The sequence below is a fragment of the Histophilus somni 2336 genome, from assembly GCF_000019405.1.
Classification (GTDB): Bacteria; Pseudomonadota; Gammaproteobacteria; order Enterobacterales; family Pasteurellaceae; genus Histophilus; species Histophilus somni.
Genome location: NC_010519.1, coordinates 1,250,081 through 1,267,217, shown reverse-complemented (window position 1 = coordinate 1,267,217; position 17,137 = coordinate 1,250,081). Strand labels below are relative to the sequence as shown.

14 protein-coding genes, 1 other RNA gene and 1 pseudogene are annotated in these 17,137 nt (G+C 33.1%); 10 read left to right on the top strand and 6 right to left on the bottom strand.

From position 1 onward, the window contains the following. Nucleotides 1-112 precede the first annotated feature (112 nt). The 4 genes from argH to HSM_RS05685 all read left to right on the top strand — a co-directional run bounded on the left by argH (nucleotide 113) and on the right by HSM_RS05685 (nucleotide 3,478). Nucleotides 113-1,486 (top strand): argininosuccinate lyase, encoded by a 1,374-nt coding sequence (argH, locus tag HSM_RS05700; RefSeq protein ID WP_012340287.1) that lies wholly within the window; start codon nucleotides 113-115, stop codon nucleotides 1,484-1,486. Nucleotides 1,487-1,879: 393 nt separating this feature from the next. Continuing rightward, on the top strand, nucleotides 1,880-2,335 hold the full coding sequence (gene exbB / locus HSM_RS05695) for a TonB-system energizer ExbB (RefSeq protein ID WP_011608847.1): 456 nt from the start codon (nucleotides 1,880-1,882) through the stop codon (nucleotides 2,333-2,335). A 1-nt stretch (nucleotide 2,336) separates the two neighbouring features. Next, nucleotides 2,337-2,726, top strand: a complete 390-nt coding sequence (gene exbD, locus HSM_RS05690) for a TonB system transport protein ExbD (protein ID WP_012340286.1) — start codon at nucleotides 2,337-2,339, stop codon at nucleotides 2,724-2,726. Next, nucleotides 2,726-3,478 (top strand): energy transducer TonB, encoded by a 753-nt coding sequence (locus tag HSM_RS05685; RefSeq protein WP_012340285.1) that lies wholly within the window; start codon nucleotides 2,726-2,728, stop codon nucleotides 3,476-3,478. The genes exbD and HSM_RS05685 overlap by 1 nt, the downstream gene beginning before the upstream one ends. A gap of 97 nt (nucleotides 3,479-3,575) precedes the next feature. On the opposite strand, the gene HSM_RS05680 is transcribed toward HSM_RS05685, so the two are convergent. After that, entirely contained in the window at nucleotides 3,576-4,067 is a 492-nt protein-coding gene (locus HSM_RS05680) for a YajQ family cyclic di-GMP-binding protein (protein WP_012340283.1), read from the bottom strand. Between the two features lie 16 nt (nucleotides 4,068-4,083). Further along, nucleotides 4,084-5,037, bottom strand: a complete 954-nt coding sequence (gene serB / locus HSM_RS05675; protein WP_011608843.1) for a phosphoserine phosphatase — start codon at nucleotides 5,035-5,037, stop codon at nucleotides 4,084-4,086. 67 nt (nucleotides 5,038-5,104) lie between these two features. Between serB and HSM_RS05670 the strand changes: the two genes are divergently transcribed. Beyond that, a complete protein-coding gene (locus HSM_RS05670; RefSeq protein ID WP_011608842.1) occupies nucleotides 5,105-5,803 on the top strand; it encodes a YtjB family periplasmic protein in 699 nt (232 codons plus the stop codon). Here HSM_RS05670 and HSM_RS05665 read toward each other — a convergent pair. The 3 genes from HSM_RS05665 to HSM_RS05660 all read right to left on the bottom strand — a co-directional run bounded on the left by HSM_RS05665 (nucleotide 5,792) and on the right by HSM_RS05660 (nucleotide 6,953). Then, on the bottom strand, nucleotides 5,792-6,358 hold the full coding sequence (locus tag HSM_RS05665; RefSeq protein WP_012340281.1) for a 5-formyltetrahydrofolate cyclo-ligase: 567 nt from the start codon (nucleotides 6,356-6,358) through the stop codon (nucleotides 5,792-5,794). The two genes, HSM_RS05670 and HSM_RS05665, sit on opposite strands and share 12 nt — an antisense overlap. 28 nt (nucleotides 6,359-6,386) lie before the next feature. Then, nucleotides 6,387-6,572: non-coding RNA, 6S RNA (ssrS, locus tag HSM_RS10595), on the bottom strand. 81 nt (nucleotides 6,573-6,653) lie between these two features. Beyond that, a complete protein-coding gene (locus HSM_RS05660; protein ID WP_011608840.1) occupies nucleotides 6,654-6,953 on the bottom strand; it encodes a cell division protein ZapA in 300 nt (99 codons plus the stop codon). 143 nt (nucleotides 6,954-7,096) lie between these two features. Here HSM_RS05660 and HSM_RS05655 point away from each other — a divergent pair, with 143 nt between their 5' ends. The 5 genes and pseudogenes from HSM_RS05655 to HSM_RS11270 form a co-directional block, all read left to right on the top strand. After that, entirely contained in the window at nucleotides 7,097-7,654 is a 558-nt protein-coding gene (locus HSM_RS05655) for a YecA/YgfB family protein (RefSeq protein ID WP_012340280.1), read from the top strand. Nucleotides 7,655-7,809: 155 nt separating this feature from the next. After that, the gene (pepP, locus tag HSM_RS05650) at nucleotides 7,810-9,144 is read left to right on the top strand and encodes a Xaa-Pro aminopeptidase (RefSeq protein WP_012340279.1); all 1,335 of its coding nucleotides are present in this window, start codon (nucleotides 7,810-7,812) and stop codon (nucleotides 9,142-9,144) included. Between the two features lie 27 nt (nucleotides 9,145-9,171). Then, entirely contained in the window at nucleotides 9,172-10,371 is a 1,200-nt protein-coding gene (gene ubiH, locus HSM_RS05645; RefSeq protein ID WP_012340278.1) for a 2-octaprenyl-6-methoxyphenyl hydroxylase, read from the top strand. A gap of 26 nt (nucleotides 10,372-10,397) precedes the next feature. Continuing rightward, a complete protein-coding gene (locus HSM_RS05640; protein WP_012340277.1) occupies nucleotides 10,398-11,573 on the top strand; it encodes an FAD-dependent 2-octaprenylphenol hydroxylase in 1,176 nt (391 codons plus the stop codon). A gap of 141 nt (nucleotides 11,574-11,714) precedes the next feature. Continuing rightward, nucleotides 11,715-11,780 (top strand): annotated as a pseudogene (locus HSM_RS11270) (IS3 family transposase); the annotation flags it as partial. A 61-nt stretch (nucleotides 11,781-11,841) separates the two neighbouring features. Here HSM_RS11270 and HSM_RS05635 read toward each other — a convergent pair. Next, the gene (locus HSM_RS05635; protein ID WP_012340276.1) at nucleotides 11,842-17,109 is read right to left on the bottom strand and encodes a two-partner secretion domain-containing protein; all 5,268 of its coding nucleotides are present in this window, start codon (nucleotides 17,107-17,109) and stop codon (nucleotides 11,842-11,844) included. Nucleotides 17,110-17,137 lie beyond the last annotated feature (28 nt).

Here is a 17,137-nt window from a genome sequence, read left to right as displayed (position 1 = left end):
CAGCGGTAATATTAAGAAGGGATTGTGAAGGTTAAATTGACCGCACTTTTCTTTGTGTGAGATAATGAGAACTAAATTTATCCACAAATAATAACAGAAAAAGGATGTGATTATGGCACTTTGGGGTGGGCGTTTTACACAAGCGACAGATAAACGTTTTAAAGATTTTAACGACTCATTGCGTTTCGACTATCGTTTAGCTGAACAAGATATTGAGGGTTCAATCGGTTGGTCTAAAGCATTGGTTACCGTAAATGTTTTAACTCAGCAAGAGCAGCAAGTTCTTGAAAACGCATTGAGTGAACTACTAATTGAAGTGCGGTCAAATCCACAAAAGATTTTACAAGATGATGCTGAAGACATTCATAGTTGGGTTGAAAGTAAACTGATTGATAAAGTAGGTAACTTAGGCAAAAAACTACATACTGGGCGTAGCCGTAATGATCAAGTTGCATTAGATATTAAGATGTGGTGTAAACAACGTGTTACTGAATTACAGCATTCCGTGCGTGAATTGCAACGTAAATTAGTAGAGACAGCAGAGCATAATCAACACGTAGTAATGCCGGGGTATACTCATTTGCAACGTGCTCAACCAATCACATTTGCTCATTGGTGTATGGCTTATGTGGAAATGTTGGATCGTGATTATGGTCGTTTACAAGACGCTTATCAACGAATGAATACTTGTCCTTTGGGGAGTGGTGCTTTAGCCGGTACTGCGTATGCCATTGATCGTGATTTACTTGCACAAGATCTGAATTTTGCGATGGCAACGAGAAATAGTTTGGATAGTGTATCTGATCGTGATCATATTATTGAACTTCTTTCCACTGCGTCTTTAAGTATGGCTCATCTTTCACGTTTCGCTGAAGATATGATCATTTTTAATAGTGGAGAGGCTGATTTTGTGGAGCTGTCGGATCGAGTAACCTCTGGTTCTTCATTAATGCCCCAAAAGAAAAATCCCGATGCTTGTGAATTAATTCGAGGCAAAGTGGGAAGAGTTGTCGGTGCTTTGACCGGTATGTTGATGACAGTGAAAGGCCTGCCTCTTGCCTATAATAAAGATATGCAAGAAGACAAAGAAGGAATTTTTGATGCGTTGGATACTTGGCAAGATTGTGTAGATATGGCGACTTTTGTGTTAGAAGATATTAAAGTTAGCGTTGAAAGAACAAAAGAAGCGGCATTAAAGGGATATTCTAACTCAACAGAATTAGCAGACTATTTAGTTGCCAAAGGTGTACCTTTCCGTGATTCTCATCATATTGTGGGTGAAACAGTAGTTTATGCTATTAAAGTACATAAAGGTTTAGAAGATTTAAGTATTAAGGAATTCCATCAATTTAGTAATGCTATAGAGGAGGATGTTTATGAAATCTTATCTTTACAATCCTGTTTGGATAAACGTTGTGCAAAAGGCGGAGTTTCACCACTACGTGTAGCTGAAGCGATAGCTGAAGCGAAAAAAAGATTTAAATAGATTCTCTCATTTCGAAAAGCCTTTGAAAAACTAGAAAAAGCAATACAAATGGCAGAGAATGATGAAATCATCGCATGGTGCGTAGAATTAGTCATCAGCCAATTTTTGAGAAATTGATATCCGCCCGGTCTTAAGGCAGGGGGATGTCAATTACTAGTGTCTTATCTTTCAGTATTTCAATTAGTCATTTCTTCTAATTGCTTTATCATAGTATGAACGAAAAACGTCAAATTTCACTAAAATAAAAAACAGATGGAAAAGTGCGGTACTCAAAAAGTCTCTTTTTAATATTATAGCTTGATCTCTCAATAAAATTTGTTAAAATCCTCACCCTAATTGAAATTAATTCTCAATAACTTATTTGTAATTTTTATCAGCAAGGAATGTTATCCAATGTCACAGTTTTTTAATTTTTTACATCATTATATTGACTACATCATTTTGGGTTTACTCGGTGTAATGAGTTTTATTATGTTATGGTTTTCCGTTGAACGTTTTATGTATCTGACCAAAATTAAAGTGGAAAGTTACACGAATATTCATGAGTTAGATATTGATTTAAACCGTCATTTGACCATTATCTCAACAATTGGTTCTAATGCACCTTATGTCGGTTTATTAGGTACGGTAATTGGAATTTTATTAACGTTCTATGAATTAGGTAACTCAGGAGGAGACATTGATGCAGCTGCTATCATGCTTAACTTATCTCTTGCCTTAAAAGCAACCGCAGTTGGTATTCTCGTTGCGATTCCTTCTATGGTATTTTACAACGGTTTAGGACGTAAAGTTGAAGTTAACCGTCTAAAATGGAAAGCCTTAAACAGTCAGCAAAATATTGGTGAGTAATGTGAAAAAATTTGATGAAATTAATATTATTCCCTTTATTGACATTATGTTGGTGCTTCTTGCCATCGTGCTAATTACAGCTTCTTTTATTTCTCAAGGGAAAATTCAAGTTAATGTACCCAAAGCAAGTAGCACAGTTGCTTTCAAGTCCGATGATCTAGCAAAATTATTGACAGTAACTGAGCAAGGGGAGATTTTTTTTAATGATAAGCCCATTTCAGTAGAAGAACTGGAGCAAGAAATTGCGACTTGGGACAAAGAGCAAAAAGTGACATTAAAAGTCGATGCTAAATCTACTTTCCAAGATTTCGTAACCTTGACAGATATTATGGCAAAAAACGAAATTAAAAATGTTGCTATTGTAACGATGAAAGAAAAGGCAAGTAAGTAATGAAGAAATATCATTCTTGGTTTGGTTTTTTCTTCTCGCTTGTATTTCATAGTGCATTAATTGGCGGTTTTTTTTGGTTTACTAAACCAGATGACAGTGCAAATGGATATAGTGCGGATTTGATTGGTACTGAGATCTCAATGGAAATGTTAATGGGTATGGTTGTAGATGATTCTAAGCCAGAACCGGTAGCTGAGCCTGAGCCGGATCTTGTAGTAACAGAGGTAGTTGCAGATCCAACAATTAAACCTGAGCCGGAGAAAAAATTAAAAGAACCGGAGAAACCGAAAGATAAGCCGAAGGAAAAACCGAAGAAGAAACCTAAGGAACGCACAAAACAAAAACAGCCAAAAGATTTACCTAAAGGTGATAGGGATATTGATTCTGACGATAAAGTAAATTCGCAGGCTATGGGCTTGGGCGGAGTAACAACATCTAATCCGAATTTGATTGGAACAGGAAATAGTACTGATGAAGTTGCTGCTTATAAAAGTGCGTTGCGTCGTGAAATTGAACGCCATAAACGTTATCCACAACGTGCAAAAATGATGCGAAAACAAGGGATTGTTACTGTTAGTTTTGCTATTGGTGCTGATGGGAGCTTAAGTCAAATAAGTATTGCAAAATCTTCAGGTTCAGAAGATTTGGATAAGGCAGCATTAAGTGCGGTTCAAAGTGCACGCAGTATTGGGCAAAAACCTGCTGGGCTACCAAGCCAAATTACAGTACCTATTAGCTTTAAATTACACTAGTATTGAAGTTTAAGAATACTGTAATAATTTGAATACAAAAAAACGCCAATAATATGTGCAATTATATTGTTGGCGGTTTCTGTAGGAAAAATAGAAATTAATCTCTGAAATTGTTAAATTGGAACGGTTGACCTAATTCCGCATTTTTTACTAATTGAATAGTCGCCTGTAGATCATCTCTTGATTTTCCTGAAACACGAACTTGCTCACCTTGAATTTGGGTTTGAACTTTTAGTTTTGCGTCTTTGATTAATTTGATGATTTTCTTTGCCATGTCTGTTTCGATCCCCTGTTTTAGCTTAATTTCTTTGCTATACAATTTACCGCTATGCTCGCTATCAGCCGGAATATCCAAGGAATTATGTTGAATATCACGTTTAACACAGGAACTGATTAGAATTTCAATTAATTGCTCTAACTGGAAATCTGATTCAGTCGTAACTTTAATGGTTTCTGCTTTTTCATTTAACTCAATTGTAGCTTCAACACCACGAAAATCATAACGTGTACTTAATACACGATTTGCATTTTCTACTGCATTGCGTATTTCATATAGAGTAATTTCTGAAACAATATCAAATGACGGCATAATATGCTCCTCAATTTTAATTTTTTGTAATCCGATCATTTGCACTTAAAATACATAAAAGTGCGGTTAAGTCGGCAAAGTTTACCACAACTTGTGCTTGTTGTTGAACTTTTGGCTTGGCATGAAAAGCACAACCTAGATTTGCGACTTTCATCATGGCTAAATCATTTGCACCATCACCAATTGCTACTGTATTTTTTAAATCTATATTCCATTTTTGAGCTAAAGATTTTAACGTTTCCGCTTTATATGCTCCATCAACAATATCACCTTGTACTTTTCCAGTGAGAAAACCATGCTCAACCGCTAAGTGATTGGAAACCGCATAATCCAGCTTTAATTTTTCTTTTAAATGATCGGCAAAATAAGTAAATCCACCTGATGCAATGGCAATTTTCCAACCATATTTTTGTAACACTTCCAACATCTCGGTTAAACCGCACATCAAAGGTAAACTATCACGAACTTGCTGTAAAATATGTTCAGGTGCTCCTTGAAGCGTTTCTACTCGACGACGTAAACTTTGTTCAAAATCAAGTTCTCCACGCATAGCCTGTTCAGTAATGGAGGTTACTAATTTTCCTGTACCGGCAAGGTTGGCTATTTCATCAATACATTCCATTTGAATAATTGTCGAATCCATATCCATAACTAATAATCCCGCTTGACTTAAACGAGCATCAAAATTTAATAATGCAATATCAAGTTCCAGTTGATGAGCAACAGTTAAGTACTGCGATTGCCAATTGCTTTTGAATAAGGCAACAGTGTAATCTAACCGATTCCAACAATCTAAAATCAGAAAATTTTCACCGCACTTTTGTTGAAAAGTTAATAAACTGTCCAAATTTAAATTTTTACCATAGAGAATGAAGTAATCTTCTCCAAGTACAGTGGGTTTTTCTGATAAAATTGGGGAAGGGAATAGCGTATAATGAGAGATAATTGTCTCTAGGTTTTGAGTTTGCATAAAAGATCCTGTAAATTATTTCTTTGTTCTTATTCTAGCCTATTTAATAATTTTTAGGGAAAATAACTTGAGCTTAATAAAAGAAAAAATACTAAAAATTGGAATGTTGCTCGGCATTATTTTGCTTTGTCTAACTATTATGTCTTTGATTTTATTTGGGATTAATAAGTTTAAATTAGGGTCACAATTAGCAACAATTAATCAAATGAACTACTTATCCAATTTATTAGTGCGTCAGCAAGCTAATCTTTTTGCTATGCTTTTTGCGGATAACCCCAATTCGGACCTTTTGACCAAAAAACTGAACGACTTTACGAAAGAAGAATTTGTGATTGATGCTTCTGTTTATGGTGCTAACGGTAAATTGTTAGCACATAGTGCGAATTTTGTCGGTTTGCGTGATAAATTGAACTTAAATCAAAAAGCGAACAATACTACGCAACCGAATATTCAGCAAATTGTTGAACCGATTTATTCATCTAATGGTATTGAGGGTTTTTTACGTATTACTCTTGATATGAAATATAGACAAGCAAGTCAGCGTAAAATAAACCACATTTTTAATCAGTTATATGGTGAATTAATCATTCTATTTTTAGCTAGTGCTTTATTGGTGAATTCCATTCATTATTTTTTGAATTACCATCGTCGCACAAGACAAAAAACGCCTGATATGATGCCTATTACTCATGCAATAAAAAAAAGTACCGCTTCGGCGAATTTTCATCGCCGCCGTAAACGTTTTAAGCGTTCATTATCCGGTTAAAATCTCTGCTAAAGGAATATCCCAACTTTCAATGGGGAGTCGTTCTACTTCTTGAATTTGATGAGCTAATCCGACAGGGACAAAAGATTTTTTTTGCCAATTTTGTATGGTTCTATCATAAAATCCTCCCCCCATTCCTAATCTGTTTCCATCCTTATCAAAAGCAACTAAAGGCGTAAAAATCAAATCTAAATGTGAAACAGGCAGTACATTTCGCACATTCAACTTAGGTTCTAAAATACCGAATTTATTGTAGTGCATAGGTGTATCTTTTTGGAAAGCTAAGAATAATAAATTTCCGGGAGAAAATGGGTGTAAAACAGGCAAATAAACTTTTTTTTCTTGTTGCCAAAGTTGTTCAATGAGTAATTTCGTTGAAATTTCACCATCAAAAGAAAGATACAAGGCAATATGTTCCGCACGAAACTTTTCAATCGCATCCAAGGCTTTTTGTGCAATATTTTGTTCGGCTTGAGCTTGCTCAAGTGCGGTCAGTTTTTGTCTTTTTTCTCGAATAAGTTGTCGTATTTGTTGACGTTGATTAGAAATACTCATGGGACAATATATTGGCTGGATAACTAAGAATAGCCCCGAGATGCCGCTGCGGATGTTCGGTCCTTGAACCCTACGGTTCAAGGGAATCGGCTAATATTGTTTTTAGGTTTCTTGCATGGCTAGCAAGCATACACACCAACAACAGGACGCCAATTCATTAAGTTTTCAGTATCGGCTCAGGGACTTAATCCGCCGGCAAACATCTCAGGTAATCTTTGAGTGCAATACTAACGCAATTTATTTTTATTGGCTAGAATATTTTTCAAATTATCACGATTAGATCACAGATTTATGTTTAAAAAGTTGTTTTTTGAGCCAAAATATTCTCCAAAGATCCTTCGAGTTGAGCAATCTTTTGATTAATGACATTTTCGATTGTTTGAGTTTTTTGTTGTTCCTGCATCAGTTCAAAACTTAAATTTAATGCAACGATAGAGAGGATTTTTTCCATCTGTAAAATACCGGTACGCTCTCTCATTTCCATAACACGATTATCTAATAAATGTGCTGCTTGACGTAAAGCATCGTGTTGTTCCGGAGGACAATTTAAACGTAGTACTTGCCCTGATACGGATAATTCAATGAGCTTTGACATGTGTTTTCCTATTTTATAATAAAAGCTAAAAGTGTCCTTATTATGCCATAGCAAAAAATTTTCGTCATAAAAATCCCTTTGTTTCTTGGTTGCTGAAGTTAAACAGTGATAAACTGGCATATTATTTTTCAAGGAAATATCAAATGTCAGAAAAACCTCTTATTTATTCGGAATTTAATCAACAACTGAAGCAAGCAAATATTGCATTAACGGTGGCTGAATTGCATGGTTTTCTTACCGGTTTAATTTGCGGTGGTATTACAGATCAACGTTGGCAGTATCTTCTTTATCAATTTACAAATGATGATCATGCGTATCCCACTTCCTTATTGAAAGAAGTGGAACAAATTTATCAGAAAATTGACCGCACTTTATCCGATATTGATAAATTTAATTTTGAGCTTTGGTTACCGGAAGAAGATAATGTTTTTGCTCGAGCTGATGCTCTGTCGGAATGGACCAACCATTTTTTATTAGGATTAGGGCTAAATCAGCCTAATTTAAATAAAGAGGTAGGCGAAATCGGCGAAGCACTGGATGATTTACAAGCTATTGGACAACTTGGATATGATGAAAAAGATGATCAAGAGGAGTTGTCTAAAGCATTAGAAGAAATTATTGAATATGTGAGAACGATTACCTTTTTATTCTTTAATCACTTCGGACCATTATCGGAAACAAAGAAAACCGTATTACATTAGTCAATGTATTTAGCTAAACTCGCTCAATTAATAAAGTGCGTTGTTTTCTTATTGCCTGCTGTTTATAGATAGATTAGCTTTGTTTTTTAATCAATCGAATGACTTGTTTTTTTATGCTAGAATTCAGTGTGTTTTTTAAGCATTAAGGAGTATTTATGGATCTTACTTATATGGCAAAAATGCCAAATGATGAGTTTGTTTTTCGTCGTAAGGAAGTATTGGCACAATTAAAAGATAATTCAATTGCCATTATTTTTTCCTCTCAAGAAAAAATTCGTAATCAGGATTGTCATTATCCTTTTCGACAAGATAGCTATTTTTGGTATTTAACCGGTTTTAATGAACCTGACAGTATTTTGCTTTTACGCAAAACTGAAGGGAAATCAGAAAGTATTTTATTTTTGCGTGCAAAAGATCCTTTAATGGAAACTTGGAATGGAAGACGTTTAGGGATTGAAAATGCACCGAAAACGTTGTCTGTGGATTTGGCTTATGATATTGCCGAATTTGAAACACATTTTTTACTGCTCAGTGAAAATATCACCGCACTTTATTACCATTCAGCTCAACAACCTTGGGGAACTGATTTTTTACAAGATATATTGAATAGAAGAACCTCACAATTTGCACAAGTTTTGGATTGGGCGGATATTGTGGACGAAATGCGTTTGTTTAAATCGCCGAATGAAATTGCGTTGTTACAACAAGCTGGACAAATTTCTGCTTTGGCACATATTCACGCAATGCAACAAACCCGCCCTAATCGCTTTGAATATGAAATCGAAAGTGAAATACTACATCACTTCAATCGTTTCGGTGCTAGATATGTTGCGTATAACAGTATCGTAGCCGGTGGCGAAAACGCTTGTATTTTACATTACAACGAAAATGATCAAATTTTAAAAGATGGTGATTTGTTGCTTATTGACGCAGGTTGTGAATTTGCTATGTATGCAGGCGATATTACTCGTACTTTTCCTGTCAACGGTAAATTTACTCAGGCACAACGAGAAATTTATGAAATTGTATTAAAAGCACAAAAACGTGCTATTGAGTTATTAGTGGCAGGCAATAGTATTCAACAGGCAAATGATGAAGTGGTAAGAATTAAAGTGGAGGGTTTAGTTCGTTTGGGAATTTTAGCTGGCGATGTACAAACCTTAATTGATAACCAAAGTTATCGTCAATTTTATATGCACGGATTAGGGCATTGGTTGGGACTTGATGTGCATGATGTAGGAAGCTACAGTAGTGAGGTGCAAAACGGAGATCGAAATAGTAAAAAACGAGACCGCACTTTAGAAGCGGGCATGGTGTTGACTGTTGAACCCGGTTTATATATCGGTACGGAGGCAAATGTACCGGAACAATATAAAGGAATTGGCGTTCGCATTGAAGACAATATTTTGATTACTGAAAATGGGAATAAAATTTTAACCTCTGCTGTACCAAAAGAAATTGAGGATATTGAAAATCTGATGCAACAATAATTTAAGTGAAGAAAGAGGGGTAAAAATATGCACTTGCACTACGATGTTGTAATTGTCGGTGGTGGTATGACCGGTGCGAGTTTAGCATTGGCACTCAGCTATCAAACACAGGGTAAAATAAAAATAGCCGTACTGGAAAAACAAATTCCTCATCAGCATCATCACGGTGGCTTTGATGCTCGCTGTATTGCTTTATCATCAGGAAGTTGCCGGCGTTTCAATCAGATTTTATTGCCGAATAAGCAATCGCTGTGGCAATTATTAACGCCTCTTTGTGAACCTATCAAACATATTCATGTGTCAGACCGAGGGCATTTCGGTATTGCAGAGTTTTCTGCTAAAGAATTTTGTCTTGCGGCTCTGGGCGCTGTCATTGAATTAAATCAGGCGGGAGCGGTAATGATGCGAGCTATGCAGGATTGTAGCAATATAGATTATTTTTCCCCCGTTTCTATTTCTTCTCTTGAACGAAATGTTGAACAAGTAAAAATTCAGTTAGAAGATCACCGCACTTTAAGCACTCATTTATTGGTGGGAGCCGACGGTACTCAATCCAACGTAGCAAGTGCGGTGGGAATTGCACAAGAACTTGTGCGTGAGTATCAACAAACCGCCATTATCAGTAATATTTTGGTACAACAACCTCTCCAAAACCGTGCCTTTGAACGTTTTACCGAAGAAGGACCAATCGCTTTATTGCCAATGAAAAACAATTTAATGTCTTTGGTTTGGTGCGTCAAAAATAGTCAAGAAATAATAAACCTTGATGATCAGCAATTTTTAAACCGCTTACAACAACGTTTTGGTTGGCGAGTGGGAAAACTGAAAGAATGTGGTAAACGTTTTGCCTACCCTCTAACTTTATATAAGGCGGCACAACATATTCAAGATCGTGTTGCCTTAGTTGGTAATGCCTGTCAAACTTTACATCCGGTCGCCGGACAAGGATTTAATTTAGGTATTCGTGATGTAATGAGTTTGGCAAATGTGGTATCGCAAGCTTATTTACAACAACAAGATTGGGGGAAATATCAAGTTTTACAAAACTATGCGAAACAACGCAACCCCGATCAACGTAATATTATTGGTTTAACTGATGGTTTAGTCTCTATTTTTGCCAATAATTTATTACCGCTACAAATTGGGCGTAATCTTGGCTTGATGGCATTTGCTCAATCTTCTTTATTGCGACAGTATTTTGCTAAAGCAACGTTAGGCTGGTGTTAAACTTATCTTTATTTGGAGTAATGACGATGAAAATATTTGATATTGCAATTATTGGTGGAGGAATGGTGGGCTTGGCTTTAGCTGCCAGCTTGCGAAATAGCCCTGTGAAAATTGCTGTAATTGAAGGATTTCCTAATAAAGAACCGATTGAGCAACTTAGTAATCGTGTGAGTGCAATAAATTTAGCCAGCGAAAAAATGTTGCAAAACTTGGAAGTTTGGCAAGCTTTATTGAATTTGAGAGCGACAGCATACGACAAAATGGATGTTTGGGAGAAAGATAGTTTTGCACAAATTCAATTTGATACACAAAGTTTAGGGCTGGAGCATTTAGGGCATATTATTGAAAATCATCTGATTCAAAATCAACTTTGGCAAAAGGTAAAAATGCAAAAAAATGTGGAAATTATTACCGCACTTCCGCATCATTTAGGACTCACCGAAAACAATGCAATTTTAACCACAAATGATGGACAAATGCTATCGGCAAAATTAATTGTAGGGGCTGACGGAGCAAATTCTTGGGTGCGTAAACAAGCAGATATTCCGCTCATTTTTCGTGATTATGGACATCATGCTTTAGTTTGCAACGTAAAAACTTCTGAATCGCATAAGAATTGTGCTAGACAAATTTTTAACAAAGACAGCATCTTAGCTTTCTTGCCTTTACATCAACAAAATTTATGCTCAATAGTTTGGTCTTTACCGCCACAGCAAGCCAATGAACTCTTAAACGCAGAGGAAAATGAATTTAATAAAAACTTATCTGTAGCTTTTGACAATCGTTTAGGATTATGCAAGGTGCGTGGAGAACGCAAAGTTATACCATTAACTGCACGTTATGCACGTAGTTTTGCCAAACATCGCATTGTGTTAGTAGGAGATGCGGCTCATACTATTCACCCCTTAGCCGGACTTGGAGTCAACTTAGGTTTTCAAGATGCTGTTATACTTGCACAAGAAATTAACAAAAATTTAGCTTTAAGAATGGATATTGGTGAATACCGATATTTGCGTCATTATGAACGCTGCCAGAAAACAGCGGCAGTCAAAATGTTAGTGACAATGCAGGGACTAAAAGAACTCTTTAACGGCGATAATCCAGTGAAAAAGTTAGTACGTGGTATAGGTTTAAATACCACTAACCGATTTGGTTTCGTCAAAGAACAAATAATGAAACAAGCACTAGGAATATCCTTTTAATTTGTTTATTCAGTATGTTGTTTTGATATTAGGTTGATATGGCGTTGAGTATTATTCACTACCCAAAATTTTATAAAACAGAAAACTACTCTTTGATCAAGCCTCCGAAAGGAGGACTAAATAACCAACTGATTAAATTACAACGAAGAACGGATTCAATTAAAAGGACTGAGTCCGATACAATATCAAAATCAGTCCTTTGAATAGCAGTCCAACTTTTTAGTGTCAGATCAAAATTTGTTTTAAAAATTTTCTTTTCTTTAAACTTTTATTTATCACTAGATATTTTTTGTTGAATATAGTCTTTTAATGATATTCTTTCTCCTGAAGCTAAATTAAATTCTATATCCTTATATTTAGATCTAACTTCACTATCAAGACTTGATTCAAAAGTCTCCACCTCAAACTTTTTAGTTTTGAATATAGTATTTAGGTTCGCTTTAATGTTTCTTACATACTCATTTTTCACTTTCGATTCAATGTATCCATTCAAATTAGTACTCGTATCAAATGTTGTTAATTTATTAACATTATCTCCCGATATATTAACTTGAGGTTTTAATTGAATTTTGCCACCTACTACATCTGTCTGTCCCTCAACACTAATATTAGAATGACCACTTAAATTTCCCTTTAATTTCAATGCTTCATTTACTTTTGCATTTAATTCAGTATTTCCAGCTAATGTTACATCCCCACTAAACGCTTCCAATACTCCATGAGCATGTAATTTTCCATCAGCTTTAGCATTTCCTGTTAACTCTTGTAATCCTGCCTCATTTCCTGCCACGTTTCCATTTAGATTTAATCCCATATTTCCATCTAAATTTTCTAGTTTTCCTTCAACTTTTAGATTTCCGTTCCCCATAACAGCGGTACTAGTTGTTATATTTTGAGACATTTTTTTCGATAAATCCGATTTTAAATTTATGTCTATGTCTCCTGAAACATTTTCGCCTATACTTCCTTTAGACTTTAGATTACCATCAACATTATTATCTATTGAATAATCTTTAATGCCATTTTCGTTATTAATTTTTATGCTCGAATTATTAGCTAAATTAATGTAGCCGGAAACATTTTTAGTTGCACCTTTTACATTCAAATTAGCATTTGACGATAATTCAGAATCTAGTTTTATGTATTTTCCATGTTCCTTAATTACATTACCTTCAGCCATCAATCTTAATTTAGATTCGACGGTATCATTTATTTTTACTATTGCTTCTATTTCTCCAGCAGCATTTCCTTTTATTCCACCTTGAATTATATCCATATTTTTAGTAACTAGATTACCGTCTACACCTACATTTAATTTGCTTTTGATATTTTCAGTATTAATTTGAGTAACAGTAGATAAATTACCAGTTAAATCATTACTTATTTGACCATCATGATCTATAGATAAACGATTATTAACTTTTAATTTTATTTCATCAACATATTTTTCTGGTGTAATTGTCAAATCTCCTTTAAGCTCAGTACTCACATTTACATCTGTGATTTTTCCATCTTCAAAAGCTAAATCTCCAATAACACCTACATAACCTGTACCTTGAATTTTTTTACCTTTTGAATCTAGCTTAGTTTTTGCTCCACCACTTGCTTTACCCTTAACATCACCGCTTGGATCTACATTTAATCCCAATTGAGTATTAACATCAATATTGACTTCTATATCTTTCTTTTTATCTTCTTTTTTAACATCAACTTTACCATTTTCAACTTTTACAATAGATACATTTTTAACTTTTTGATCATGCTCTACTTTAGCTGTAGCACTCCCAACCCCAATTTTTGTACCTCCATTATACATACCTGCTAGAGTAACGCCATATTTAGTTTCTTTATCTGCCTTATCATATACACTTAATTTATCAGTTTCAACTTTACCCTCTTTTGTTTCTATTTGAGAATTTTGTAATTTTAATTCTTTAGCTTTTAAATCTATTTTTTCTGCTTCTATTTTACTTGAAGTATGTTCTGTTTTATAATTTCCTTTGTTTTGAACAGTTGAATCACCTTTAAATAATGTATTTTGACTTATAATTTCATGTACCATAGCTACTTGAACACTGGCATCTGTTTCGTTTGAATTTACTTTTTTCTCAGCAGATTCTAAACTCACTTTTTCAGCTTCTATTTTAACTTCATTTCCTTTAATCTTAGATGCTTCTAATGATAACTCTTCTGTTTTAATTGTAACTTTATCAGCTTTAATTTCACTTTCATTATTATCAAATTTTGAAGATGTTAAATGATTAGTATTGTATTTAATACTATTTTCAACATTCATCGTTACCCCTAAAGATTCAGGATCTAGTTTTTTATCTGAAACATTAGCAACTAATTCTTTAATGTTATCAATATTTTTTTCCAGCATTACCTTATATTCTTTTATCTTTTGATATCCTGACACTGGATTTAAAGCATATCCTGAAAGATTGTCTTTTTCATCATACATTTTCTTTAAGGTTTGAATAATTGCAACAGATTTAGCATCTAATTTAACATTAGACCCTAATGTAACTGTTTCAGAATCCTTTTTATAATCTTCTTTGGTTTGAGATTTAACTATATCAACTTTTTCTTTAGATTTTATTTCTACTTCTTGTCCTTCAATTTTAGAACCTTTCACTAACACTTTGTCTGCTTCTATTTTCACATTAGCTTTAGCATTAATATTTGAGGAATTAGAAGTTTCAGTATTTAAATTTTCTTTAGTTTTACTAATTATTAATTTATTATCACTTTCTAAATTTCCTTCATTTACTGCAATTTTATTAGTCGCTGAAACCGTTACTGTATTCTTCTCAACCTCAGTTTTAGAAATATCATCTTCTATTCTAACTATTTTTCCTTTAAGTTCTAAATTATTAGCATTAATTTGAGAACCTTTTATTGAATTTTCATTTTTAGCTACTATTGTAACTTTTTCTCCTTCAATTTCTGATTTTGAATGTTTTTTTTCTTTAACTATCATTTTTTCATTTTTATATAATTCCATATCTACTTTTGCTGATATATTATCTAAAGTAGCATTCTTTTCAAAACCACCTTTTAAATCCCCAGCAAGTAATTGTCTTGATTCAGTTTCTGTTGTTTTGTCAAGTTCTTTAGAAGTTATTTTAACATCACTAGCTTCTATAAAGATTTTTTTACCTTTAAGGCTACTTCCAATTATTTCTAGCTCTTTATCAATCTTAGCTTTTATTTCACCTTTACTTAAAACTATAGACCCAACTGCTTCATCTTCCATCTTCTTAACTTTATTATAGTTTATACCTAATATACCATTATCTACACCATAATTTTTGTCTAATTCATTATTAATCTTTAAGGCATCTATCTTAGTTGTACCCGATTTATAGTTTATTGAATCGGTACCTACAATATAACTCCCTACATTATTTGTTTTTTTAGAATTTAAAACTAAATCTTTTGCATAAATAAAACTAGCTACCGCTCTTTCACTTTTTTCGTTATGTTTAATTTTTCTAAATGTTTTAGAAATATCATAAGATGATTTATAATCTTTTGTAACTTTTTCAGCAAGATTTTCTAGTAAATCAACATTAATTTCTACTTTATTATCAGATTTAATAATTGAACCTTTTGATTGCAATTCTTTTGATTTAATTTTTAAATTATTCTTAGCATAAATACCTGAACTAGAAATAATTTCTTTTGTTAAATTTTCTTTACCTGTTTTTATTACTATTTCCTTATCTTTTTTACTTAAAAGTTTAACATTTTTAGCACCAATATCTATATTATCTGTATAAATAGTTGAATTATTCAAAACAAGCTCATCAGTTTTCATATTATATTCTTTAGCTTCTATACTTTGACCTTTTAAACTTATTTTTTTAGAATTTGTTTCTAATTTATCTGCTTTAATAGATGCTCCTGTATTTATATCATCGTGAAGTTCTATATTATCTACATCTAATTTCATATTTTTAGCCTTAATTTGTGATTTATTCACAGCAGCTATTTTAGCCTTTCTTGCTGCCTGATCAGAAACCAAGCCTTTTTCATAAATTATATCATAATTGGCTCTTATATCTTTTTGTAAAACCATTAAATCCCAAGATAAATTTTCATATCCATCATTCAATGTTATATCATTTGATAAACTATTTTTATTAACTAATTTTTTAGCTTTAGCTTTAATATCTAATTCATCAATAGCTTCTATACTAGCATCTTGATTTAATAAATCATCAGTCAAATTAATTTTAATGTTTTTTGAAGAAATAATAGATTGATTGGCTTTAACATTACTTACTGCAACTGCTTCTAATATTTTTTTATCATCTATCTCAGTTGCATAAATATCTCCTTTATTAACAAAATCTCTTTGTTTATGTTTATTTTTAACTTTTTCTTTATCTTTTCTAATTAAAAAAGTATTTATATCTTTATCATTAAATTTATTTAAAGTTTCATCAAATCTTTTAAAAATATTAGCCTCTGGGCTTAACCTTTTTGCCATTTCTTCATCAGTAGCCCATTGATTTAATAAAGAACCCGTCAAATAAAGAAATGCATATTCTGGTGTTAAAGTTTGTTTCATTCTTTTATTCCACACTTTTTCTAATTGTTCTTTAGTGTAGACATTACCTTTAGCATCTATCCATTTTAATTCATGTGTATTATTACCAAAATCTACAGTCCCCTTATTTTCAAGCGATTTAGCAGTTATATCTATTTTATTTCCAGATATAATATCTCCATTGTTTTTAATTTTACCTTTTGAATTAATATTAATATTATTTTTTGCTAATAATTCGTTAACATTAATATCCGTATATCCCGTCGACTGAATTTGTATATCATTCCCATAAATAGCCCCCAAATCACTCGCACTCACATAATTATCATCTAATGAAGATATTTCATTATTTTTTATAGAACTATGTCCTAGTACTATTTTTGTGTTTTCTGCAGCAATTTTACCTTTATTATCTAATTTTTCACTATATATCGATATATCCTTAACGCCGCTAATTCCTTTTGATGAAACATTAACATCACCTTTTTTAACCGACACTGACATATCATTGTCATCAACAACACCTGTAGTCAGTACCAATTTGTCGATATTTACAAATTTACCACCATCAACATTTATACCATTTTCATTAGCTATGTATACTTTTAGTGGATTTGATGATGCAGCTTCTAAAGTTGAATTTAAGCTTGTATTACTCGTCCCCTTCACATTCAACACTGCTATATCTGCTTCTTTAGTCTTTATATTTTTATTTCCATCGATTTCACCAAAATGAACTGTCTTATATTTATGAGTAGACTCAATGTTATTGATAACTGTCCCTTTATCTTTAACATTAAATTCATTTAAGTTATTAACAGAAACTCCCTTTGTGTTTGGCGTGTTAATATTGATTATATCGAAACCATCCTTCTTTTCTACCTCCGTGTCCCCATTTTTCACGGTCTGTGCATTTACTTGAGCGGATATCACTGCAAATAAATATACCATTGTTAATACTTTTTTCTCATTATACATAACTACTCCTTTTCACTAAGATTTCCTT